A 24,852-nucleotide genomic window follows, 5' to 3' on the forward strand; every position below is an offset into this window, starting at 1 on the left:
AATGACATAAGAGCCATACAGCAAGACCAGCTAGGATGACAACGCAAAAATGGATAATATCTTATGAAAATACAGTCAAATGTTATAAAAATAATTATCGTAATTAGCTTATTAATAATAGGAGTAGGAGCATTATATTTGTTGTTATCTTTAAGAACGCCTGAAAAGCCACTTGCCGGTCAAGTTAATATCTATGAAGATAACGTAAAAATCGGCGGTGACTTTGAACTAATAGACCAAAATGGAGAGATATTTAATAGTGATAAGTTGAAAGGCAACTTAAGCCTCATTTACTTTGGATTTACTAGTTGTCCTGATATATGCCCAACCTCTCTAAATAAAATGACGGAGATTGTAGAAATTTTAAATAAACATAAAATAGATATTCTACCTGTTTTTATCACTATTGACCCAAAACGTGATACTCCTATAGCACTTAAAGAATATCTAAAACATTTTCATCCGAAATTTATAGGTCTTACCGGTAACGAGCAGCAAATAAAAGATGTAACTGATAAATTCAAGGTTTTCTATGCTCGTGTGCATGGTGATGATGACGACCCGAACTATATGCTTGATCATTCATCTTTTACATATTTAATCGATGCAAACGGAAAATATCTGAAACATTTCTATTTAGATTCTTCACCTAAGGAAATGATGGAATTTTTAAGAAATGAATAATTATATATCGGTAGCGTATTTATTTACCTTTTTAACCTTAGCGACATTGTTAATTGTAAGTTTTTTAAATTACAAGTCATTGAAAAATAAACAGAACTTTAATGCAAAAGAGAGTAAGAAATAGATTAATAACAATAATTATTTGTTTTTGCTCAGCATGTTTAGGAATTAGTATAATACTTTACAATTTAGAGAAAAATATAGTATTTTTTTTGCCGCCGTCAAAAATTAATGAAATAGAACAAGGCAAAGAGTTAAGAGTCGGTGGGCTGGTTAAAACAGACTCAATAAATAAAATTGCTGATGATAAGATAAGTTTTGTTATTACCGATAATATTAAGGATTTCGAGATATTATATCAAGGAACCCTTCCGACTCTATTTCGTAAAGGACAAGGAATTATTGCCATCGGACAATTATCGAACGGGAAATTTATAGCAAGACAATTACTTGCAAAGCATGATGAGAATTACAGGCCTCCGCAATAACAACGTCATTGCGAAGAGCGAAGCGACGTGGCAATCTAGTAAAATAGGCCTGAGATTGCTTCGTCGAATTACGTTGTAATTCTCCTCGCAATGACAAAAAATAACTAAACCAAATAAATAAAAACATGTTTATAGATAAAATCAAAGCAAAAGCAAATAATTACGAAATAAACGTAATTATCGAAATTCCGATGAATAGCGGTCCAATCAAATACGAATGTGACAAAGAATCAGGAGCAATTTTTGTTGATCGCTTTATGCAAACTACCATGAGCTATCCATGCAATTACGGTTTTATTCCTCATACTCTTTCAAATGACGGTGATCCGATAGACGTACTTGTCGTAGCTCATCATCCGGTAGTGCCTGGGTCGGTTATAAAATGCCGAGCAGTCGGTGTATTGATGATGGAAGACGAATCAGGGCTTGATGAGAAAATAATCGCAGTACCGACTTCTAAGCTCGATATTACTTTCGATCATATTAAAGAGCTAGATGATTTATGTGACATGCTCAAGCAACGTATCGTGCATTTCTTTGAGCATTATAAAGATTTAGAAAAAGGTAAATGGGTTAAAGTTACTGGATGGGAAAATAAATCAAAAGCAGACGCTTTAATCAATGAAGGAATAGATAGGGTCAGCTAGGGATAAGAATTCATGACGTTGCTTGCATGGTGCTTGATGTCATTCCCGCGGAGGCGGGAATCCAGAAAAAGTAGCCTTAATCCCGATCTCAACAATTACACATTAATTAACAAAATAAACCTATAAAAACAAGTTTTTATTTTTTATAGGTTTTACTGGATTCCCGCCTCCGCGGGAATGACATCAGAAAAATAAGATAAAAAACAAACAGTGACCGACTTCTTGCATAACGTAGCTAATAAAGAGGAATTTGAAGGAAACACGGAACGCAGCACCGCAGCGTACACTTTAGTACGTGAGAATGCGAGTACCGGATTGACGCACAAATTACCTTTAGAAGCAAGTTATGCAAGAAGTCGATTATTTCGTTCAGGAGTCGTAGTAGCTTTTTTCACATTAATTTCTCGCATATTTGGCTTAGTGCGTGAACAGTTTATCGCATCATTATTCGGCTCTACGCCTATGGGTGATAGCATTAATGTTGCTTTTAAACTACCGAATCTATTTAGAAGAATTTTTGCAGAAGGAGCATTATCAAGCGTATTCATTCCTATTTATAATGAAAAAATGCTTATTTCTAAGAAAGCCGCTAATAATTTTTCAGGTGAGATTTTTACCCTTTTACTTCTGACATTAATAGTAATAATAGCATTAATGCAAATCTTCATGCCACAATTAATGCTGTTTATTGTTCCTGGATTTCACGGTAAAAAAGAAAAGTTTGAGCTTACGGTATTTTTATGCCGAATTACAATACCTTATTTAATATTTGTTTCATTAACGGCTCTACTTGGCGGAATATTAAACTCTATAAAAAAATTCGCTGCATTTGCTTTTTCACCGGTTATTTTAAGTATATGCGTAATAATTTTTACTTTAACATTTGATCATTATATAGAATCTACTATCTCAATTAGCTTATCTTTAATAATGGCCGGAATATTACAAGTTTCGTTTATGTTTGTCTGTGTGAAAAGAGCGGATTTAAACTTTCCGATAATTTTTAACCCAAGCGATCCCGATGTAAAAAAGCTTTTGATTAATATGGGACCGGCAACCATTAGCTCCGGCATACAGCAATTAAACCTTTTCATATCCCAATCTATTGCTAGCTTTATTGAAGGTGCTATTTCTATATTATCTTATGCCGACCGGATATATCAATTTCCTCTATCAATAATAGGTACTAGCTTCTCTACTATATTGCTACCTGAGCTGTCAAAAATCTATAAATCAAATGATATAGTAGCTGCAAAAAAAATACAGAATAATGCTATTAGAATGGGATTATTATTATCGTTGCCTGCTACATTCGGTATTATAATTCTATCTCATCCGATTATTAATATAATTTATGAAAGAGGAGTATTCACGAGCCAAGATACTACAAATACAGCTGAGGCTATTTCTGCGTTTGCACTTGGGCTCCCTGCTTTTATTTTGGCAAAAATTTTAACTCCTATTTTTTATGCTAACGGAGATACTAAAACACCGCTCAAAATAACCTTATTTTCAATAATAATTAATACCGGCATGAACCTATTATTAATGGATTCTTTGAAACATATCGGTATTGCAGTCGGTACATCTATTGCAGCTTGGTATAATCTAGGTTTATTATATAGCTATACTACAAAACAAAATAAGCTTCATATAGAAGCCGGTATAAAACTTTTCTGCGGTAAAATTTTGTTATGCTGTATATTAATGTCTATTATAATTGCTTTAATAAAGCATTATTATTTAGAATATTTTTATTCGGAATATTTACTGATTAAAGTCTGTATGCTAGGTAGTACAATTGCAGTTGGAATGGGAGCATTTTTCGGCACTGCATATTTATTAAAAACGGTTAATTATGATAATAACAACAAATAAGCACCAATCAAATTATCAGGATTGGCTAAAAGCCTTAGCTATTATAACCATGATCATTGATCATGTAGGTTTATATCTATATCCTGAATTAACGATTATGCGGATCATAGGTCGTACAGCTATGCCAGTATTTTGCTTTTTTGCCGGTTATAATTTTCATGATAAACCAAAAACCCATATAATAATATTCGGTGTTTTATTACAAATATATACTACTGTACTATTTAAACAGTTTCTTACTACAAATATTCTAATCTCTATCTATTTAGGGCAATGGTATATTTATTATTTTCGTAATTCTTTAACTCGCTTTTTCTATAGCGGTTATTGTCATGCAATTATAATGGTACTATTGTGGTATATTAGCTGGCCTTTAATTGATTACGGGACTTTTGTAATTGCTACAATGATACTTGGATTTATTTCAAAACATGAGCAGGCAAACTTAAAACTTTGCTGTTTTATAGCAATTTTTGCTTCTTTCGTGCATTCAACTCTTTTTACTCTTGCGATTTCCTTTAATGAGTTTAATTTTTCAAATACTGACTTAATTTTAAACCTCACTTTCTTAACAATTACCTATATATTAATGATCCTAAGCGATTATTCACAAAAAATAGCTATAAATCTAAAATGGATAAGTCGCAATGTTTTATATATTTACTGCATACACATTATGATCTTACAATTCATATTCATCTATAAATACACATATGGTTTTAAAAATTGGTAAATAAACATTAATAATGAGTGACAGCGTAATTTAGTTAATATTAATATATTTAAATAAATTGATAATTAAATATATGAATATAATAGATCGTTTAATTTTGGATAATGAACAATATAAAGAGCAATTTAAAAAAAACAAACTATTTAAAATTAAGTTAGATAGTACGCTACGAAAAAATAAATTTCTTAAACATTTTCGGATTTGGTCATACGAATTTCAAAAAATGGTATTAGCAAGAGTAGTGTTTTCTGAAACAAAAGAATTTCAACAACTTGCATGGGAGCATCTTACCGATGAATTTGGACATAATATAGAATTATTCCAAAATTTAGAAAATAATGAAGAAACTACAGATTCTATTTTTGAGGCCTTAGGTTCTTGGTTTACGCTAAAAATGATGACTCTTGGAGATAGTGAAAGAGCCGTCCTTGTCCATTTAGTAATAGAGTCTTGTGCTACTATATTTTATGCAAAACTAGGATCAATATTTTTTAATCATAAAGCAGCAAAACATTTCAAAACACATATGTATCTTGATCCTGAACATGAACAAATGGGAATAGATTTATTAAAACAAATAAACATTAATGATTCTTCTTTACTCACTATTCAAAAAAAAGGCTGGGATATGATTGACGCTCTGTTTACTAGACTTGCTGAAATCACACAGGATTAGCTTTAACTTATAGTATTCTAGATTTTATAAAAAAGCTTGCTTGCATGGTACGGTTTTTCATCATTGCGAGCGACTGAAAGGAGCACGGCAATCTCAGGATTTTGGCAAGAGATTGCTTTATCGAATTACTGCGTAATTCTTCTCACAATGACGGAAAAATCGATCCACGCAACAACGCCAATGTCAAGCGGAAATAGCATATTCAAACTAAACCAACTCGCTTACTTGAGATTTGGCAAAGAGCTTGATCTGAAAGTTAACAAAATTTACATTACCTTTTGAGCCTATTGCCGCAAATTTATGCGCTTTAAGAAGTAGGTCATAATCGTCCGCTAAATCGGCGAAGAAAAATGCGATTTCACCGCTTTGTTTTACTCCTAAAATCTCACCGCTACCTCGAAGTTTTAAATCCTGCTCAGCTATATAAAATCCATCATTAGTTTGTTTCATTATCTCAAACCTACCTCGTGCAACTTTTCTAAGCCTTTTAGGATTGTATAACAATATACAATATGACTGCAAACTACCCCGTCCTACTCTACCTCTAAGCTGATGAAGTTGAGCGAGACCAAATTGCTCAGCATTTTCAATAATTATCAAAGTGGCTTCAGGTATGTCTATTCCGACTTCAATAACGGTTGTTGCAACTAATATCTTAATTTCACCTTCCTTAAATTGCTTCATTATTTGGTCTTTCTGCTCGTTCTTCATCTTACCGTGAATAATACCGGTATAACCTTGATAGATATTGTCGATAGAGTTAAAACGATTCATCACATCCATCAATAAACTATCCTCTTCCGACGTTTCTTTCTCTCCCTGCTCTATCAATGGACAAATCCAATATACCCGCTCACCTGCAATAAGCTTCTTATTTATCGCTACTATAATATGCTCTATCTTATTAACGGACATGGTATTTGTAGCGATAGGTAAACGACTTTTCGGCTTACCCATTAGCTTTGAGATAGTCATATCACCAAACATAGTAAGTGCAAGACTTCGAGGAATCGGCGTTGCAGTCATAACTAACACATCGGGATTTACTCCTTTATTTATTAAATTCAAACGCTGTTGTACCCCAAATCTATGCTGCTCATCAATAACTATATAACCTAATTTCTTAAAACTTACTTTTTCTTGAAATAAAGCATGAGTGCCGACTAATATATCAATCTCATCGTTGTCAAGTTGTATCATAATATTTTTACGAGCTGTCCCCAGTATCTTACCTGTAAGTAATCCGACTCTTATATTAGTATTTTTTAAAGCTTTAACAAAAAACTCATAATGCTGATTGGCAAGCAAATCAGTTGGAGCCATAAGCGTTGCTTGAAATCCAGTGGCTACCACATTTACCATCGTCAGCAGAGCTACCAAAGTTTTACCGGAGCCAACATCGCCTTGCAACAATCTCATCATTTCTATTTTATCGCTTTGATCACACTCTATTTCTTCTATGACTTGCTTTTGATAAGAGGTTAACTCAAATCCTAGCTCATTTAATATATTTGCTTGAATAGATACAGCTTTAGGGTAAATATTACCTTGTCTTCTACTTATTTGCGTACGTACATTTAAAAGAGATATTTGATTAGCGATAAGCTCCTTAGCTGCTAGTTGTTTTTTGGCGTTAGTATATAAATCATCATTGCGAAACCCCTTTAGGGGCTGCGGCAATCTAGAATTTATTAATTTTACATTACTGGATTGCTTCGTCGGCATGCACGCCTCCTCGCAATGATGGAAAACATGCAACATTTGCAAATTCTGCAATATAATATCTAAATAATCTTTTACTTCTTTATCTTCTATACTCTTACACTTCTCTTCAAATATCTCTATTGCTTTTATGATATATGAATATAACTGCTTGTTACTAAGTAAATATGTCAGGGAATAAATCGGCTCTATTTCTTTTGCGAGTTTAGGATTTACAATAAATTCAGGATGCGCAATTTGTAAGTAATGATCAAAAAATTGTACCTTTCCGCTGATAATATGAGAAGTACCAACTTGCAGCTTATTAAAAATAAACGGTGGGGGTTTATGAAAAAACACTAATAACAAAGAACCAGTATCATTGCTAGCTGTAATTTTTAAAGGCTGACTACTTTTCTTTGGTAAATTAATGCTCTCAACTACAATTTCTGTTTGGATTATGTCACCGTCTCTAACTTCAGTTAAATTAGGCGATAATATTTTATTTTGATATGAAACAGGTAGATAAAATAATAAATCACGAATATTGTTAATACCAAGCCTTTTAAGAGCAGATACGGTATCTTCACGTATATTGATGAACGTTTTTACAGAAGAGAATAAGAATTTTTCTAAAATAGTTAGCATATATAGTCATAATTATCTTATATACAAATATATATACTTTATAATAAAAGAAGAATAATAAAATATACAAATTATGATTAATATGTCATTCTTGCAAAAGCGGGAATCCAGTAATTAAACGGTGCATACACAGTAAGTTTTGAAAATTAAAAGCTTGATGTATCACGCTTTTTTCTGGATTGCTGCTTTCGCAGGAATGACATATTAATCATACAACAAAGCCTTCTCTTATAAATCTAATTTTAACCCTGCTCTAACTATAGCTGAGGATTTTAAAGGCATACCTTACCTAAACCGATAAATTCAACTTTGACTAAGTTATTAGCTTTAACTCCGACACCGTAAGACTTAAATTTTTGATTTTTGCCGTAATTAATATTAACTTGCATATATTTGTTATCAACAACAAAATGGTTAACTAAACCACACTCTAAACCGTATGGAGCAAGTATCGCTCTAGTAGCCGGTAAATATTTAACCGGTCCTAATTCAATCATCGGAATATTATTTAAGTTAATAAATGAATATCCTGAATAGAATAAAAACGGATCAAATAAATCTAAATAAGCATATGAAAAAATTTTATTTTTAGTAATATAATTTTTACCGTATATGGAGTTAATCGCTTTTACATATGTATTTATATCATCACCGCTTTTATCTTTGCCATCAAACTTAGTACTAAAAATATAACTTGCTTGCTCTAATCTTGTCCATAAATAACCTATACCGTAAGTAGGATTAATGTTGTTACTTGCCATGTATCTATCTTTAATATTTTCAGATAACAAATAACTTGCTTGCATGCCCCCTGTATCTATAGCAATGTGCTTATGAACTTGCAAAGAATTAAAATCTTTAGTTTTAAAATATGTTGTACCCTCAAAAGGATCTACTTCATATTTTGTTACTTTTAAATCAACTTCTTTGCTCTTGCTCCATAACCTCCTATTTCATGATTACCTACCATAATCCAAGATGTAGCAGTAAATCTTGTAATATAACTTAAGATCTTCATAGCTATATTATCTGAATCGGCAAACATAGCATCATCTAATTGACGGTAACCTTCAATTAATGACATAGCAACATTCTACTCGCTCTTGAGGACATATCTTTATCATACGTCACTACATAACTATAATTTTTTTTAGAATTTTCTTGAATTGTTATATTGTCATCAATATTTGATGCAGTTACTAATACTGTTGATGAATACAAAAAACAAGCAGCAATGGTTAAATTTAATTTCTTGTAAAGTATTTTTTTAATATACCAAACTTGTGTATGTCCTTGACTTCTTTTGAAAATCTTCCTAATGTCTTAAATAATAGATATTAAATAATTTAAAATTTATGAATAAAAAATCTATCCTTCGGCTGAAGCTGCTCTTGAAGACTTCTTTATGACAGCATGACTATAATGTCGGGCGGATTCGGTCTATGCGGTATTCCTGAAAATTTAATAAATGCACTTCTTAAAAGCAATGTTCAAAATTTAACAGTTATAAGCAATAATTGCGGTGTTGACAACTTCGGACTTGGGCTTCTTCTTCAAACTAAACAAATAAAAAAAATGATTTCTTCGTATGTCGGAGAAAATAAGATTTTTGAGCAACAATATCTTGATAAGGTTTTAGAGCTTGAGCTAAACCCACAAGGAACTTTAGCTGAACGAATTAGGGCTGCTTGTATGGGAATTCCGGCTTTTTATACTAAAACAGGTATAGGTACAATTGTAGAGGAAGGTAAAGAAACAAAGGAGTTTAACGGCAAAAAATATATAATGGAAACTGCCCTTCAAGCTGACCTTACTATTACTAAAGGCTTTAAAGCTGATAAAAGCGGCAACGTGATTTATAATAAAACTGCACGAAATTTTAATGCAGTCATGGCAGGTGCCGCTAAAGTTACAGTTTGTGAAGTAGAGGAAATAGTTAAGGTGGGAGAGCTTGACCCTAACAATATTCACACACCTAATATTTTCATACAGCGATTAATAGTAGGTGAAAAATATGAGAAACGTATTGAGCAATTAACTGTCAGGGAAAAATAAGATATGCCTTGGAGCAAAGAAGAAATTTATCAAATAACCGCAGAGGAACTTAAAGACGGATTATATGTCAATCTTGGTATAGGTATGCCTACGCATGTAGCAAATTATATACCTCAAGGAGTGAATGCAATATTTCAAAGTAAGAACGGTATGCTTGGTATGGGACCATTTCCTTACGCAGGAGAGGAAGATCCTGATTTAATTAACGCCGGTAAGCAAACTATTACTGCTATTCCTGAAAGCAGCTATTTCGACAGTAGCTTTTCATTTGGGATGATTAGAGGTTCGCATGTCGATTTAACTATTTTATGTGCTATGCAAGTCTCACAAACAGGCGATCTTGCCAACTGGACTATTCCGGGTAAAATGGTTAAAGGTATGGGAGGAGCTATGGATTTGGTCGCTAACACCAAAAGAGTAGTTATTATAATGAAACATAACGCAAAAGATGGCGGTGCTAAATTATTAAAAGAATGCAACTTTCCGTTAACAGGTAAAAAAGTAGTTAACAGAGTAATTACCGATCTTGGAATTTTTGATATTGATAAAGATGAAATGATATTAGTTAGACAAGCTGACGATGTTACTATTGAAGAAATAAAGTCTAAAACTGAAGCCGAGTTTATAGTTAATTTATAATATGGAGAATAACATGGTTAAAGTAGCTATCGTAATATTATAGTAGATACGGTCATACTGCAAAGTAGCTGAAACACTAAATAAGAGCATAAAGGCAGCAGGAGCAAATGTTTCTTATACAAATAAATAAAGATAAACCTAATAATCTCGATTGAGCTTTATTAGACAATGCAGATGCTATCATTCTTGGAGTCCCAACCTATATGGGTAGTGTAGCCAGATCGTTTAAAACATTTATGGAAGCTACCTCAACTAGATGGGCACAACAAAAATGGAAAGATAAAATAGCTGCAGCTTTTACTAATTCTGCTTTTTATTCAGGTAATAAGTTTGCAGTATTTAGCAGCTATTTCACTTCGCTATGCAGCATTGTATGATTTGGGTCGGGCAAACTGAAACTGCTCCGAATTTTTCTGATCATGAGATGCCTGATCCCAATAAAATTCACCGCTTAGGTAGCTGGTCAGGACGTATGACTCAATCTAACCACAAATCTTCTCCTGATATTACTCCTACTCAAGGCGATTTAAAAACTGCTAATTTCTTTGGTAAAAGAATAGTTGAAATAACTAAGAAGTTTAAAGGGTAGATTTATATGGTGTTTTATGTCATTCCCGCAAAGCGGGAATGACATTTATTATCTAACAAGTGATGGTTTTTGTGAGTTCCTATTATTAATTTTTTGAGCATGCGTAGTCATTGTAGCATCTCGTTCTCCTTTAGTTTTAAGCACTTTTGATTTATTCCTATTAACACTAACATCACTCCAGTTACCACTATCGCTTTCACTACTACTACTATCACTCACCTCTATAGCAATTCTTCGTGCGAGAATTGATTCAAGTCCACTAGGTTTGTTAACATCCTGAGCAGGCTGACTATGAGAATGTACAACCGGTTTTCCTGTATTAGGGTCAAATTCAACTTTTTTTAGTTTTTTTGGCCCTGCTATTTCTCTCATTAAAGCAGAAGTATCTATAGAAGGACGTGGTTGATTTTCCAGTTTTTTAACCGTAGTAGATTCTACAGGCTTAGATAATGTCTCAGCCTGAGCCGGAGCCATAGGCGGAGGTGGAGGTGGAGGTGGAGGTGAAGGTGGAGGTGGAGGTGGAGGTGGAGGTGGAGGTGGAGGTGGAGGTGAAGGTGGAATGTTATTTTCCGATAAAGGAGACGGTGGTGTTATATTATTTTCCAAAGGTTTAGCTAGGGACGCATTTGCTAATATTGGTTCTTTTTGTGAAGTCATGTGATTTGTAAGGTTACTTACTATCTTTTGTAACTTCTCATTGTCAGGTAATTTTGCAATTATATCCTTAATATTTCTTTCTTTATTTTCAATTAATTCCTCAAATTTATGCTTCGTTTTATATAATTGTTCATCAATCTTTCTAATTGTTCTAGTATTACTCTCTTTGTTTTTTGCTAAAACCTGCTCACTATTATTTACAAAAACATTTTTAACATTTTGCCAAATATTATTTAATTTTTCAAAAAATGTATGAGGTACTTCTGCCCTAATTTCAGCAACCTGTTTTTGTATTTCTTTAAGTTCTTTGATATTAGAATTTTCGGATATTAAATTTTGGATGTTTTGTTTTGTAGCATTTAAAGCATTATATTGTTTCTCTAGTGCTTCAGCATTAATGAATTGTAAGGGATTTGTCATATGTAGAGCTGAGAATCTTTCAGGTTTACTCTTATAACTAAAAAATACTTCTGATAATCTTGCTCTTTGATCTTTAGATAAATCTTTCTTTGTTAAATCCTTAAAATTTTTTTCGATTTCTTCTTGTAATGCTTGCTTTAAAGGTGCAAATTTTTCCGCTATATTATATATCTTATTATCAATATCTTTTAATATTCTATTATTATACTTTATTGCTTCATTTGTTAACTGTTCTTCACTTTTTATCAAAATATACTTTACATTAGAAACTGTTTTTACAAATCTTTTAAACCAAGGCAACGATCTATTATGTTCTTTTTCTAGTTCTTTAGTTTCATTTTGTATTTCGATTAAACCTTGCAACTGCTTATTTTGTTTGCATAATTCATTTACTTGGCTCAATATAGTATTTAAAGCATTATTTTCTTGTGCTAATAATTTATTTATATCTATTTCTTTAACCATACCATACACCTAATATAAATTAATATCAGTATTATAGCAAATTTCTTGTACAAAAGCAAAGAGAAAGTTAATTTATGTAATGTATTTTGATAAATAAAAGATAGATAAACGAATATAGTTAACGTAATTTTAAGGATGATAAGCCTATAAGAGCAAATATAACTGAAATAATCCAAAATCTTATTACGACTTTTGATTCTGCCCAACCGTGTTTTTCAAAATGATGATGGAGCGGTGCCATTTTAAATATTCTTTTTCCTTTAGTAGCTTTGAAGTAATATACCTGTAAAATTACGGATGCCGTTTCAATAACAAACAAGCCGCCGACTATAGCTAAAACTATTTCATGCTTAGTAATAACGCTAATAATACCAAGCACACCGCCAAGACTTAGACTACCGGTATCGCCCATAAAAACTTCTGCCGGTTGTGCATTAAACCATAAAAATCCAAGGCAGCTACCGACTAATCCCGCACATAACACCGTTAACTCTCCGGTATTCGGTATATAGGTTAGCTGTAAGTAGTTCGAGTAAATTAGATTTCCTACTAAATAACTTATTAAAGCAAAAGAACCGGCAGTAAAGGCAATAGGAACGGTAGCAAGACCATCAAGCCCATCCGTTAGATTCACGGCATTAGAAGAGCCGACTATAACAAATATAGCAAAAACTATATAACAATAACCAAGATCCAAACTTAAATTTTTAAAAAACGGTACGTTAAGTAAATGACTTGGACTTTTATCTAGATATTCTAGTAAAACACATATAATGAAGCTAATAATTCCTTGAAGTAAAAGCTTACTTTTTCCTCTTACTCCGTAATGATTATCTTTAGTTACCTTAGCATAATCATCCATAAATCCTATAATACCGAAACTAATAAAACCAAATAACGTAATCCAAATATATTTATTCGTTAAATCAGCAAGTAATAAAGTAGAAAGACAACTAGACAAAATAATCATAATGCCCCCCATTGTCGGAGTACCTACTTTTGTTTGATGCGATTCAGGTCCGTCTGAGCGTATAGGCTGACCGTTTTTTTGAAGAGATCGCAGAAATTCTATTAATATCGGACCCGTGATAAAGCTAAGGCTTAGAGTTATAATAATAGCAAGACCGCCACGAAAAGTAATATAGTGAAATAAATTAGCTATATGTGAATTATGGATATGAGGAAGTAAAAGATTGTATAACATTTGTAGATTTAAATTTAAAAGTATATTTTGATGTTATTCATTGTGCATGGATACTAAATCGTCATTGCGCGCAGTCTACGACTGCGCGGCAGCAATCTCGTCAAACATCCTGAGATTGCTTCGTCAATTACTACGTAATTTCCGCGCAATGACGGGCAACCAAACCACACAATATTAAGAATATCCTAGTGTATTTATTTATAATAATCAACAATCTTATCAAGTTTTACGCCTCTTGACCCTTTTATTAGAATCAGCTCATTACCTTCAAATAAATCCGTAATATGCGTAATTAATTCATCAACATTTTTAAAGTATTTTTTAGCTATTTTGGAAGGTAGTAAATCATTAATATATTTAGTATTTACTCCTACTAAATAGACCTTAGAACAAGCGGCATCTAATATGTACTGCACTAGTTTCTCATGTAATCGTTTAGAATTTTCCCCTAGCTCTAGCATATCGCCTATTATAGCAGTTTTATTCTCGGCAGGTACTTGTTTTAAATATTCTAATGCAGCTTTCATTGACTGCGGACTTGCGTTATAGTAATCACAAATTACACGACAATTTTGTATATTGATAATTTCCCCTCTTCCTTTAGTAGGAGAAATATTTGCTAAGTGATTTGCAGCTATCTCTATATCTTTACCTAATATATCGATAATTAAAAGTACACCGGTATAATTTTCGGTAAAATGCCGAGGAATAAACGGTATCATTACATCTAAGACTTTCTTATTTATCTTATACTTTAAGTAGACTTGCTCTCCTAGGTTCTCATATAAAATTAATTCTGCTGAAGTTTTAGCTGATCTACCGAAGCTATGTATATCGGTAATAGAAAGTTTTTTTAATATCGATAATATTTTGTTATAGCAATTAGTATCGGCATTAATAACGGCAATATCATTTTTGCTAAAATTTGCAAAAATCTCACATTTAGCTTCAGCTATCTCTTCAAGCGAGTTAAAAAATTCTAAATGAGCCTCTGAAATATTAGTAATCATGGCAATATTTGGCTTTAATATTTGAACCAGCTCTCTTATTTCACCTTTATGGTTCATGCCAAGCTCAAAAATAGCATATTCCGTATCATCAGCCATTGAAGCAAGATTAATAAGCATACCGAGTTTGTTATTGAAGTTACCTCGGCTAGCAAAAACTAGAAAATCATGTTGTAATAATACTTTCAGTGCTTCTTTTGTAGAAGTTTTACCGACGCTGCCTGTTATAGCTATAAATTTAGCTTTTGAATTCTCTCGTTTATATAAAGCCATTTTTTGTAGAGCTTCAAAACAATCATCGACTAAGATAATTTTATCTTTATCATTGATCTCTACTCGCTTACTAATAATTACGGCTGCTGCTCCTTTATCTATTGCATCTAGAACATAATCGTGACCATCTCTATTACCTTGAAGTGCTATAAATAAATTACCTTTTTTAACATCTTTGGAATTAAATTGCACTTCATTACAACTTATAGAATTAGAGATTGTTATACCGAGAACAGCACTTAAAGTTTTAGAGTTCCAGATCATATGTTTTTGTTATTTATGTTTTGTTGTATGGCGTGTTTATGTCATTCCCGCGTAGGCGGGAAGCCAGTAAACATATAAAAAGCAAGCTTTTTATATGTTTATTTTATCAAATATGTAACTTCTGTATTAATATTAAAGTTATTTTTCTGGATCCCCGCTTCCGCGGGGATGACATCAAGTTTTTTTTAAAACTGTCCGGTACTATGGGTTAAGCCACGGGATGACAAACTTTTACACACTTCCTCACGACCTCAGCATCATCAAAAGGTAATTTCTTATCACCTATAATTTGGTAATTTTCATGACCTTTGCCGGCAACTAATAAGATATCATCTTGTTTTAAATTATTTATACCGTATTTAATAGCCTCTTCTCTATTTGCTATTTCTGTATAATCTGCTTTCCCTATACCGCTTATGATTTCAGCTCTAATAAGCTTTGGGTCTTCATGGCGTGGATTATCATCTGTAATTATGATGGTATCGGCACGTTTTGCGGCTATTTGCCCCATAAGACTTCTCTTTGCCTTATCACGATTACCGCCGCAGCCAAAAACTACGCTTAGCTTACTATCACGTAATTTAATATTTTTCAGTTCCGTTAAAGCTTTTTCAAGAGCGTCCGGAGTGTGGGCATAATCAACGAAGATATTAGTGTTATCTATTCTCTCCATTCTGCCTTTTACTGCTTTAACTTCCACTAAAGAATCTATAACATCATCAAAAGCAAAACCAATATAATGAATGCTAAGAACAGCAATTAATAAATTACTAGCCTGAAAGCTACCAATTATCGGGGTATTAAAATTATATTCTCTATTATTAAATGTAAAATTAATATTTTGTCCTTTTAAAGAACCGTTAAGTCTAATTATTTCTAAATCACCTTTTGTCCCAACGGTTATAAATTTAATATTATGATTATGTAGATAATCTTTAACAAACTCTATTTCTTCTATATCAGAATTTAATATTGCGATACCGTTCGGTAATAAATGATTTATAAATAATTTCAGTTTGGCTAATAAATAATTTTCTTTTGTATGGTGGTAATCTAGATGATCCTGACTAAAGCTAGTAAAACATGCGATATTCACTTTTATTTCCCTAAGTCTTGCTTGATCAAGACCATGACTAGAAGCTTCAAAAACTAAATATTCTATACCATTTTCAGCTAAATTATGAGCAATTTTTCTAAAGCTTAAATAGTCTAAAGTTGTTAATTCCGGTACATCATTTATAAGATTAACGCAGCCAAATATTTCTACCCCTATCGTACCTATAGATGCTGCTTTTTTCCCAAGTAACGAATATGTTTGAGCTATATAGGATACTACCGAGCTTTTACCGTTAGTACCGGTTACGGCTATTAGATCCTTTGGTTTTTTAGGATAGAATATTTCTATGGCTTCATATAAAGCTGCCTGCACATCTTTTACATAAATTACTTTATCTATAACAATATTTTTTTTATTGTCCGTAATTACTAATACTGCACCTTTGCTTAAAGCATCCTTAATAAAATCATTTCCATCAGTATTCCGTCCTTTAATCGCAAAAAAGATATCTTTATCCTTAACGGTTTTAGAATTAATCGACAAACCTTTTACGTTATGTTGTTGAAATAATTGCTTTAGGTTATGGGACATATTTATTATGTTAAAAACGTGTTACCGTCATTGCGAGGAAATTGCATAGCAATTGACGAAGCAATCTCAAGAGTTTGTTATTATTTCATGAGATTGCCACGCAGCCTACGGCTGCTTGCAATGACAGAGCAGGAATGACATCGAGTCTACACCTCCGATAAATTCCAAAGTAGTTGATTTGCCTCAACAATTATATTTTTATCTACTAATTTCTTGATATATACTAATTTATTATCAGGTTTGATTTTTGCCTGATTAGAGTAAGTACTAACGAATTTTATAATTTTATCAGTCATATCGGCATTTTTATAAAATTTAATCACAAATCCGTTATCTCCTGAATCTAGATTTTCAATATTTAACTTAAAGCATAATAGTTTTATTTTTACAATATCAAGTAAATTATTAAATTCAATCGGTAGTAAACCGAATCTATCAATCATCTCATCTTTAAATGTCTCTACTTCTATCTCATTACTTAAATTACCTATTCTTCTATATAGTCCAAGTTTAAGAGCTGCATCGGCTACATAATTATCTGGAATAAAGACGGATAATCCCAAATTAATAGTCGGGATAAAGGGTTGTTCTGAAACAATCGGTTCATCTTTAAAAATAGCTATTTGTTCTTCCAGCATTTCTTGATATAGTTCTGTACCTACTTCTTTAATTTGTCCTGATTGTTCTTCACCTATCAAATTACCGAAACCTCGTAAATCCATATCACGGCTTGCAATAGTAAAACCTGAGCCCAAAGCACAACTATTTTGTATTATCTCTAAGCGTCTTAAGGAGTGCGATGTCATCTTTTTATGACTTGCTACCGTTAGATAGGCATAACCCCGCATTTTACCTCGACCTATGCGACCACGCAATTGATATAGCTGACTAAGACCCAGCATATCAGCATTATGTATGATCATGGTATTTGCCTCGGCTATATCAATTCCTGATTCTATAATAGTAGTTGAGACTAGTATATCGAATTTGCCGGCATAAAACTCGCTCATAACCTCATCAATTTTACTCGGAGTCATTTTTCCGTAAGCTATTTTATAACTTAATTCCGGCACGATTTGTTTTAATTGTTTTGCGATATCCTCTATATCTTTAATTCTTGGAACTACATAAAAACTTCTTCCACCTCTAAAATGTTCGCGTAATAATGCATCTCTGATAATAACGGGATCACACGGCATAACCGAGGTATGAACTTCCAGCCTGTTTAGAGGCGGCGTTGCAATAATGCTAAGTTCTTTTAAACCGGTCATTGACATTTGCAGCGTTCGAGGAATCGGTGTTGCCGACATTGCAAGTACATGGGAAGAGGATTTTAGCGATTTAAGAAATTCTTTTTGACCGACACCGAAATGTTGTTCTTCATCGATTATTAACAATTTCAAATTAAAGAATTTTATATTTTTATGTAATAAAGAATGAGTGCCTATTATTATATTTATTTTACCGCTTTTAAGCTCCGATCTTATAATTTTTGCTTCTTTAGAACTAATAACGCTAGATAATTGCTTGATATTTAAACCAAAACCTTTGAACCTTTCTATGAACCTTGAAAAATGTTGACTACATAAAATAGTTGTCGGTACAACTACGGCTACTTGAGGTAAATGTTCATTTAGAGATTTTGCTACCATAAAGACGGCACGCATTGCTACCTCTGTTTTGCCAAACCCGACATCACCGCATATTAACCTATCCATTAACATACCGTTTCTTAGATCTTCTTTAATATCGTTTATAGCGATTAATTGGTCTTCCGTTTCACTGAAAGGAAAATTAGCACAAAATTTATCATATTCTTCAAGATCAAATTCAACGGAAGCACTACTATTAAGTTTCCTTTTAGCTGCTATTTGTATTAAATGCAGTGCTATCTCTTTTATACGCTTTTTAAGCTTTGCCTTACTTCTTTGCCATGAAACGCTACCAAGCTTATCAAGCTCCGCATTATCATTGCCGTATTTTTTTATTACCTCTATACTTTCAACTGGTATATATAATTTATCATTGCCGGCATATAAAATCTTTAAAAAATCATGTGGTTTGCCTTTGATTTCTAAAGCTTCTAGCTTTAAAAACTGCCCTATTCCATGATCTTTGTGAACAACAAATTCGCCTTCAGCTAAATTATCAAGCTCCAGCAAGATATTTTTAAGTTTTTTGTGAGTGTTTGTAGAGCTAGGTTTTTCTTTTAATAATTCGCTAGCGGTAATAAATAAATATTCTTTCGTATAAAAGCTTTGATTTAAAGGAATTATCGCAACATTTATTATTGAAGCCTTAGCCTCATCTAATTTATTTATCTCATTATATTTATATTCATAATTTTGAATTATGCTTTTGATTCGCTCAAAACTACTTAAAACGCTTGAGCCTATAATAATTTTCTTATGAGAATTTGCTTTAATAACCTCAAATAATTTATCGAAAACCGTTTTCTTTTCTATAAAACTTGTAGCAGCGATATTTTGAATTAAGCTAGCTTGCTCTGAGTTTTCAAAAGTAAGTAGTATATTATTTTTTTGTTCTAGTAATTCCGTTATTTCAGAAGCGGTAAAATATAAGCTAGTCGGTGAAAGGGTGGGATAGAAACTATTAAATTTAAGTTTATTTGCCTCTGACCTTGCCGAATAAAAATCGTTATAACTATGTTCAAATTCTAAAATGGCTTGTTTTGACAAATTATCGAATATGAAAATAGGATCGTTTAAATAATCTATTAAGTTAGAGCAGGAATCGTAAAATAATGGGAGTAATTGTTCATATCCTGTGAATTTTCTTCCAGATATTACCGCCTCATATAAAGCATTATCAGTATGATTAACTCCAAAATTTCGTAAGTAATTATTCTTAAAATTACCTATAGTTTCACTATTTAAAACTATCTCATTTGCAGGACTAATAATAAGCTCCCTGCAGGATTTAGTCGAAATTTGCGTATCAATATCAAATTCTTTTATTGATTCAATATAACCCCAGCTAAAATGAATTCTATAAGCTTTAGGACCGGACAATATTATATCAATGATTTCGCCTCTAACCGCAAATTCCCCGACATCGATGCTACTCGCATTTCTTGTAAAACTATTTTCTACTAAAAACATAGCAAGCTCATCCGTAGTAAATTTCATTTTAGGGGATAATTTCAAAAAATATTTAGAAAAAAAATCTTTCGGCGGTAATTTGTTTAATAAGTTCGCTGTATGAGTGATGAGTAATTTGTTGCTATTACTATTATTTGTTGTTAGCTTGATTAATGTTTCTGCACGTCTAGATAAGATATTTGCATTTGGTGACGTATGGTCATAAGGGATGGTATTATAGCTTGGAAAGTAATAAATATTTTCATTAGAAGAAAAAAATAAAGCTTGCTTGTATAATTGCAACGCCTCCTCTTCATTACTCGCACTCAAGATGAAATCTTGCTTAAGATTCTTAGTAAAATTATCAATTGTAAAGAAAGATTTGGCAGCCGCCGGAAATTTTTGTTGTAACATTCTACAGGAGTTTATATTTTTGCTATTTTGTGTAATTTATCAATTATTTCGGCATCTAGATAAGAAGGAGCAGAAGATTTATTATTAATCCAATTATAAAGATCATTATCATTTTGATCAAGTATTAAAGAATAGCTTCCAAGTTTTGTTTCATCCATTAAGGATAGGTACTTTTCGGCAAAGCTACCGAGTATATAATCCATTTCTCTGCAACCGCGATTTTTACTACGGTAAAAAAGTTTCTTTTGTAAAGAGTTTTTATTTAATTTATTCATCTATAACATCTTGCAAAATTTTTTTATAATAATATTATTAAAATAATCAGATACCAAGATCATTTTAAAATGCTTTAATAATTCAGCACTCTAATAAATCCATTCTACATGGGTAAAATTCTATTAACTTTTATTATCAATAACAGCAAAAAAGCATAAATATGTCGGTTCAAAATATCTGTTCTACAAAAGCTTATGATATGCTAATTTCAAATGATAATGCTTTTCTTGTAGATGTTAGAACTAGAGAAGAGTGGCAGCAAGTGGGGATACCTCATTTAGATAATAAAAATAAGGTGATCTTTCTAAGTTGGCAATTGAATAAAGATTTTGAAGATAATTTTTTATCTATCGTTAACGATAAAATTCATGCAATAATATTTTTTCTGTGCCGTTCAGGATATAGGTCATTTATCGCAGCAAATTTTATAACTAATATAGGTTATAAAAATTGTTATAATATTAGTGACGGCTTTGAAGGAAATAATCAAGATAAAGGCTGGAAACAAAATAACTTACCGTGGCAGTTTTAAGTGAGTACTAACCAAATAATTTTAACGGATCAAGGTAATAATTATGTAAATGTCTGGAGTCACGTGGCTCAAGATCTTTACAATCATTACGGTGAAACTCTATATAATAGCTGGTTTAGTAAAGTCAATTTTATAGAGTCTTCATTAAATACCGTTATTCTTTGTGCCCCTACTAACTTTGTTAGAGATTGGATAAAATCCAAGTACTCTATGGTTATATTGCAACTATTTCAACATTATAATAATACCATTAAGTCAATTGAAATAATTACTAAAGAGTTACCTGGAACAACCCAAACAGTTACAGAATTACCTACTAAGACTTTTGCCGATATCGGCAGCAGTGAGCTTAATTCGGAAAATATCTTTTCAACCCTTGATGTACGTTTTACTTTCGATAATTTTGTGGTTGGAGCCCCAAATGAGCTAGCTTATGCAGCCGCAAGAGCGGTTGCAGAATCATCAGGTGCGGTTTCTGAGTCTAATCCGCTTTTTCTATATGGCGGCGTAGGGCTTGGTAAAACTCATTTAATGCATGCAATCGGTTGGTACATCAAGCAGCATAATCCAAGCCGCAAAGTGATATACATGTCGGCAGAAAAATTTATGTATCAATTTGTTAAAGCTCTGCGTAACAAAGAAGTAATCTCGTTTAAAGAGAAATTTCGTTCGGTTGACGTGTTAATGATTGATGATATTCAATTTATTTGTGGTAAAGATAGTACGCAGGAAGAATTTTTCCATACTTTTAATACATTGATTGATAATAACCGTCAAATGGTTATTTCTTGTGATAGATCGCCTTCAGATTTAGATAATATTGAAGATCGGATAAAATCTCGTCTTGGATGGGGCTTAGTTGCCGACGTTCATAGTACTACTTATGAGCTACGACTCGGTATTCTAGAATCTAAGATTGAGCAGATGAACGTTAAAATACCAAAAGACGTAATTGATTTTTTAGCATCTAAAATCGTTTCAAACGTTAGAGAACTTGAAGGAGCTTTAAATAAGGTGATCGCTCATTCTAATTTTACTTTAAAAGAAATTACACTCGAAAACACACAAAATATTTTGCGGGATTTACTGCGTTCTAATGAAAGAATAATTACCGTTGAAGATATTCAGAAAAAGGTAGCTAGCCGTTATAATATTAAGTTATCCGATATGTCTTCATCAAGGAGATTACGAGAAGTTGCAAGACCGCGTCAAATAGCCATGTATCTTAGTAAAGCATTAACGCCGAAAAGTCTTGCAGATATCGGTAAAAAATTCGGTAAAAAAGACCACACGACGGTTATGCATGCTATTAAGAAAGTAGAAGAATTACTGGAAAACGATATAGAATTACGCGAAGAGATTCATTTGCTAATGAAAATATTGCAGAACTAAATGTCATACCGTAGTCAAGCTGACTTTGTTGCATGGTCCGAAAAACCGATTCGATGTCATTCCCGCAAAATCGGGAATCCCGGGTAAAGCAAAATAAATCACGCTTTTAATTGTACAAACTTATTGTGTATAACCTTTAAATTACTGGATTCCCGCTTTCGTGGGCATGACATAAACAGCCATACAATAAAGCCAAAACATCGCAGAAATGATATAGATATATATTAAATGCTCTCAAAAAACGATTCAGTAAAAGAAATTTTTTTCAAGATTCTCCAGAAAATACCAAATTAACAGAATTATAAAGATAATTATGGTTACGGTGAGGGGGAGAGCATATTTCTTACTTAAAAGTTTAAATGAATTAATAAAGAGGAATTACAAATTCACTATCTCGACTACGATTATCAAATCCACGCTAATCAAGAATATAGATATATTTTTAAGAATAGTAATATTACAAAATATTTTATTGCTCCTGAAAAGCGCTTATTTTATCAATTAAAATTTGTTGATGCAGACAGGGTATACTCAAATGATTTGGAGAATTGGAATGTAAAACGAGGAACGAGTACGCACAACCCTTAATAGGTGAGCATGCGAATCCTCCGAAGTTTTGCAGAAACAATTCTTCAAATCATTTGAGTATACAAGCTACAGGCAGTCATCTATGTGGTAAAGATCAATATTAATACTACCTATGTATTTTTAAATCCTGATTCATTTACTCTTAGCTACCAAATTCTAGGACCTCAAAAAGACCATAATATTAATACTGTTTTTAATCGTATATAGTATTAGTATGTTCTCCAATTAGTTTAAAATATTCTTTCATACTATTGTCTATATCAGTTGTTTCCAAAGTTTGATTATTATCATCATTTGCATCATATATATCTTTTCTTTTAGACAAGGAAAGTTTTAATCTCTTTTGAAACGAGGTAGGAGAAATAGTTTGATTAAATTTGAGGGGTAATATCTTGTAATACATTCTTAGCATATTCAGGTGCATCAATATCATACCATTCTTTTATTTTAGCACATAAAATTTGTAGAATTTCAGGTAGGATTTTTTTTAATTTCTGTCTTAAGAGATGCTTGTTTTTGAGCTAAAAACCCTTCAATATTTTTTAAGCTTTCAGTAAATTCCAAGTAGGTTATTTCAATTAAATCCTTTAAATCTTGAGAAAAATCCTTTTTTTCAAGCAATTTAGTTTTTGTAAGCTTTAAATTACGTTCTCCTATATTGTTTACTTTAAGAATTAAAGCAGTTAAATTTTGGTCTAATGAATTTAACAACTTTATAGGACAATGCTCTAATTTATAAACTTTTGCTAAAAAAGATTTTATATCATTGCTTTTTACATTATCCATATTTTTGTAAAATTACATTGAAGCTAAGATGTCGAATATTCGTGCTATATTTGCTAGTTTATAATTATTTAATTTTTTACTAAGCCATTCTATTAATAATATATTACCTTCTTTAATAAGTAATAGATTACCATTTTGTACATTTGTAGTGTCATAATCTATTGGACAGGAATTTGGTAACACATATTTATAGTTTTTCAGTATACCTCTTGTTTGAGCAACGGCATGCTCAGTAGACATAGGAAAAAACTCCTTATATGATAAAAATATACTATTTTTATCAATAAGTTCTAAAAACATAGGAGCCGTAAATAAGGTTGCATTATTTCTATGCGTTGCAAGCATAAATAACAAATGTGTTAACTTTTCTGCAAAGTAATTTAGTGTTCGCGGTAATTCTTCTATATTTTGTGTCGATGCTTTAGCATGCACAACTTCAAATATACGTTTTATAATAGCATGTTTATATTCATGTTCTTGCTCAAATTTAGATAAAATTTCATCATACTTTCCTAAGCCAGGTACATCTGTTTGTACATTACCGGTTTTATAATGTACTATATGATTCATTGTAAAAGTTTCTTCTTTAGTATTTGAGATCTTACATATAGTAGATAAATCACTATTTATTTCTTCTAAAATCCGGTGCTTTAGCTGATTTTATTATTCCTGCCAATCATTTCAGCAAAAGCTAAAAGTCCTTTAGAATTATGTATGGGTTATTACTTATACTTTTTTAAGTTGATATTACTGTTTTGCAATTCTTGTAATAATACTTTCTTTGCATGCTGAGCAGTAATACCGTCTGCTAAAGCAACTATCTTAGGAATAGAGTGATTTGGATTAAATACACAATGCAATAGCTTTTGATAATCCTTATCACTTATATTTTCTTTGTTATAATTTTTAAATAATTATGTTTATTAAAAGCAGTTTTGATAATATTAAAATTTTCTTCGTAATAATTATTATCTACAACTAATATTTCAGATTTAATTTTTTTATAAATATTTCTAATAGTAGAATATTTAAAAAATCTATCAGCTAAATTATGTAATACTAAACCTAGTTTAAGTTTAAAATCTTC

The 24,852-nt window shown here is 31.8% G+C and carries 25 protein-coding genes and 1 pseudogene; 13 read left to right on the plus strand and 13 right to left on the minus strand.

Translation table 11 applies throughout. The annotated features are described in order from the left end of the window. The first annotated feature begins 63 nt into the window (after positions 1-63). From RAF_RS04565 to RAF_RS04590, 6 genes are all read left to right on the plus strand, one after another. Complete coding sequence (locus RAF_RS04565; RefSeq protein WP_012719871.1) at positions 64-684, plus strand: SCO family protein; 621 nt, start codon at positions 64-66, stop codon at positions 682-684. Positions 685-785: 101 nt separating this feature from the next. Next, the gene (gene ccmE, locus RAF_RS04570) at positions 786-1,172 is read left to right on the plus strand and encodes a cytochrome c maturation protein CcmE (protein WP_012719873.1); all 387 of its coding nucleotides are present in this window, start codon (positions 786-788) and stop codon (positions 1,170-1,172) included. A gap of 125 nt (positions 1,173-1,297) precedes the next feature. Beyond that, positions 1,298-1,819 (plus strand): inorganic diphosphatase, encoded by a 522-nt coding sequence (gene ppa / locus RAF_RS04575; protein ID WP_012719874.1) that lies wholly within the window; start codon positions 1,298-1,300, stop codon positions 1,817-1,819. Positions 1,820-2,134: 315 nt separating this feature from the next. Further along, positions 2,135-3,697: a murein biosynthesis integral membrane protein MurJ gene (gene murJ / locus RAF_RS04580; protein ID WP_410524342.1), complete on the plus strand. Its 1,563-nt coding sequence runs from the start codon at positions 2,135-2,137 to the stop codon at positions 3,695-3,697. After that, positions 3,678-4,430: a TraX family protein gene (locus RAF_RS04585; protein WP_012719876.1), complete on the plus strand. Its 753-nt coding sequence runs from the start codon at positions 3,678-3,680 to the stop codon at positions 4,428-4,430. The genes murJ and RAF_RS04585 overlap by 20 nt, the downstream gene beginning before the upstream one ends. 73 nt (positions 4,431-4,503) lie before the next feature. Then, a complete protein-coding gene (locus RAF_RS04590) occupies positions 4,504-5,106 on the plus strand; it encodes a hypothetical protein (protein ID WP_004998004.1) in 603 nt (200 codons plus the stop codon). Positions 5,107-5,313: 207 nt separating this feature from the next. Here the strand turns inward: RAF_RS04590 and RAF_RS04595 are convergent, their stop codons facing one another. The 3 genes from RAF_RS04595 to RAF_RS09980 all read right to left on the minus strand — a co-directional run bounded on the left by RAF_RS04595 (position 5,314) and on the right by RAF_RS09980 (position 8,539). Then, a complete protein-coding gene (locus tag RAF_RS04595; protein ID WP_012719877.1) occupies positions 5,314-7,455 on the minus strand; it encodes an ATP-dependent DNA helicase RecG in 2,142 nt (713 codons plus the stop codon). A gap of 272 nt (positions 7,456-7,727) precedes the next feature. Further along, entirely contained in the window at positions 7,728-8,300 is a 573-nt protein-coding gene (locus tag RAF_RS09445; protein WP_012719878.1) for a hypothetical protein, read from the minus strand. A gap of 68 nt (positions 8,301-8,368) precedes the next feature. Further along, on the minus strand, positions 8,369-8,539 hold the full coding sequence (locus tag RAF_RS09980; RefSeq protein WP_234943873.1) for a hypothetical protein: 171 nt from the start codon (positions 8,537-8,539) through the stop codon (positions 8,369-8,371). A 282-nt stretch (positions 8,540-8,821) separates the two neighbouring features. On the opposite strand from RAF_RS09980, the pseudogene RAF_RS04610 reads away from it, so the two are divergent. From RAF_RS04610 to RAF_RS09990, 4 genes and pseudogenes are all read left to right on the plus strand, one after another. After that, positions 8,822-9,510: pseudogene (locus tag RAF_RS04610) on the plus strand (CoA transferase subunit A). A 3-nt stretch (positions 9,511-9,513) separates the two neighbouring features. Further along, positions 9,514-10,149 (plus strand): 3-oxoacid CoA-transferase subunit B, encoded by a 636-nt coding sequence (locus tag RAF_RS04615; RefSeq protein ID WP_012719880.1) that lies wholly within the window; start codon positions 9,514-9,516, stop codon positions 10,147-10,149. Positions 10,150-10,352: 203 nt separating this feature from the next. Further along, positions 10,353-10,526 (plus strand): flavodoxin family protein, encoded by a 174-nt coding sequence (locus RAF_RS09985; protein WP_041471904.1) that lies wholly within the window; start codon positions 10,353-10,355, stop codon positions 10,524-10,526. Further along, positions 10,523-10,738, plus strand: coding sequence for a hypothetical protein (locus tag RAF_RS09990; protein WP_041471905.1), 216 nt, complete (start codon positions 10,523-10,525; stop codon positions 10,736-10,738). Before RAF_RS09985 ends, RAF_RS09990 begins: the two co-directional genes overlap by 4 nt. A 48-nt stretch (positions 10,739-10,786) precedes the next feature. Here the strand turns inward: RAF_RS09990 and rickA are convergent, their stop codons facing one another. From rickA to RAF_RS04655, 6 genes are all read right to left on the minus strand, one after another. Next, positions 10,787-12,280: an Arp2/3 complex-activating protein RickA gene (gene rickA, locus RAF_RS04630; RefSeq protein ID WP_041471906.1), complete on the minus strand. Its 1,494-nt coding sequence runs from the start codon at positions 12,278-12,280 to the stop codon at positions 10,787-10,789. A 118-nt stretch (positions 12,281-12,398) separates the two neighbouring features. Further along, positions 12,399-13,484 carry a phospho-N-acetylmuramoyl-pentapeptide-transferase gene (gene mraY, locus RAF_RS04635; RefSeq protein ID WP_012719882.1) on the minus strand — a complete coding sequence of 362 codons (1,086 nt, stop codon included), beginning with the start codon at positions 13,482-13,484 and terminating at the stop codon, positions 12,399-12,401. A gap of 194 nt (positions 13,485-13,678) precedes the next feature. Beyond that, complete coding sequence (locus tag RAF_RS04640) at positions 13,679-15,028, minus strand: UDP-N-acetylmuramoyl-tripeptide--D-alanyl-D-alanine ligase (RefSeq protein WP_012719883.1); 1,350 nt, start codon at positions 15,026-15,028, stop codon at positions 13,679-13,681. A 208-nt stretch (positions 15,029-15,236) separates the two neighbouring features. After that, complete coding sequence (locus RAF_RS04645) at positions 15,237-16,676, minus strand: UDP-N-acetylmuramoyl-L-alanyl-D-glutamate--2,6-diaminopimelate ligase (RefSeq protein ID WP_012719884.1); 1,440 nt, start codon at positions 16,674-16,676, stop codon at positions 15,237-15,239. Positions 16,677-16,822: 146 nt separating this feature from the next. Continuing rightward, entirely contained in the window at positions 16,823-20,191 is a 3,369-nt protein-coding gene (mfd, locus tag RAF_RS04650) for a transcription-repair coupling factor (RefSeq protein WP_012719885.1), read from the minus strand. A gap of 11 nt (positions 20,192-20,202) precedes the next feature. Then, complete coding sequence (locus RAF_RS04655) at positions 20,203-20,466, minus strand: succinate dehydrogenase assembly factor 2 (protein WP_004997963.1); 264 nt, start codon at positions 20,464-20,466, stop codon at positions 20,203-20,205. Between the two features lie 161 nt (positions 20,467-20,627). Between RAF_RS04655 and RAF_RS04660 the strand changes: the two genes are divergently transcribed. The 3 genes from RAF_RS04660 to RAF_RS09995 all read left to right on the plus strand — a co-directional run bounded on the left by RAF_RS04660 (position 20,628) and on the right by RAF_RS09995 (position 23,186). After that, complete coding sequence (locus RAF_RS04660; protein ID WP_004997961.1) at positions 20,628-20,999, plus strand: rhodanese-like domain-containing protein; 372 nt, start codon at positions 20,628-20,630, stop codon at positions 20,997-20,999. Beyond that, on the plus strand, positions 21,000-22,391 hold the full coding sequence (gene dnaA / locus RAF_RS04665; RefSeq protein ID WP_012719886.1) for a chromosomal replication initiator protein DnaA: 1,392 nt from the start codon (positions 21,000-21,002) through the stop codon (positions 22,389-22,391). Between the two features lie 672 nt (positions 22,392-23,063). Continuing rightward, positions 23,064-23,186: a DUF6314 family protein gene (locus RAF_RS09995; protein ID WP_231282938.1), complete on the plus strand. Its 123-nt coding sequence runs from the start codon at positions 23,064-23,066 to the stop codon at positions 23,184-23,186. Here RAF_RS09995 and RAF_RS04670 read toward each other — a convergent pair. The 4 genes from RAF_RS04670 to RAF_RS09455 form a co-directional block, all read right to left on the minus strand. Next, positions 23,173-23,391: a hypothetical protein gene (locus RAF_RS04670; RefSeq protein ID WP_148206973.1), complete on the minus strand. Its 219-nt coding sequence runs from the start codon at positions 23,389-23,391 to the stop codon at positions 23,173-23,175. The genes RAF_RS09995 and RAF_RS04670 overlap by 14 nt on opposite strands. A 59-nt stretch (positions 23,392-23,450) precedes the next feature. Next, complete coding sequence (locus RAF_RS04675; protein WP_041471908.1) at positions 23,451-23,765, minus strand: hypothetical protein; 315 nt, start codon at positions 23,763-23,765, stop codon at positions 23,451-23,453. Between the two features lie 12 nt (positions 23,766-23,777). Next, positions 23,778-24,335, minus strand: coding sequence for a hypothetical protein (locus RAF_RS04680; RefSeq protein ID WP_234943874.1), 558 nt, complete (start codon positions 24,333-24,335; stop codon positions 23,778-23,780). Positions 24,336-24,487: 152 nt separating this feature from the next. Continuing rightward, positions 24,488-24,625 carry a hypothetical protein gene (locus tag RAF_RS09455; protein WP_016728282.1) on the minus strand — a complete coding sequence of 46 codons (138 nt, stop codon included), beginning with the start codon at positions 24,623-24,625 and terminating at the stop codon, positions 24,488-24,490. Between the last annotated feature and the right edge of the window lie 227 nt (positions 24,626-24,852).

This window comes from Rickettsia africae ESF-5, from assembly GCF_000023005.1.
Lineage (GTDB): Bacteria > Pseudomonadota > Alphaproteobacteria > Rickettsiales > Rickettsiaceae > Rickettsia > Rickettsia rickettsii.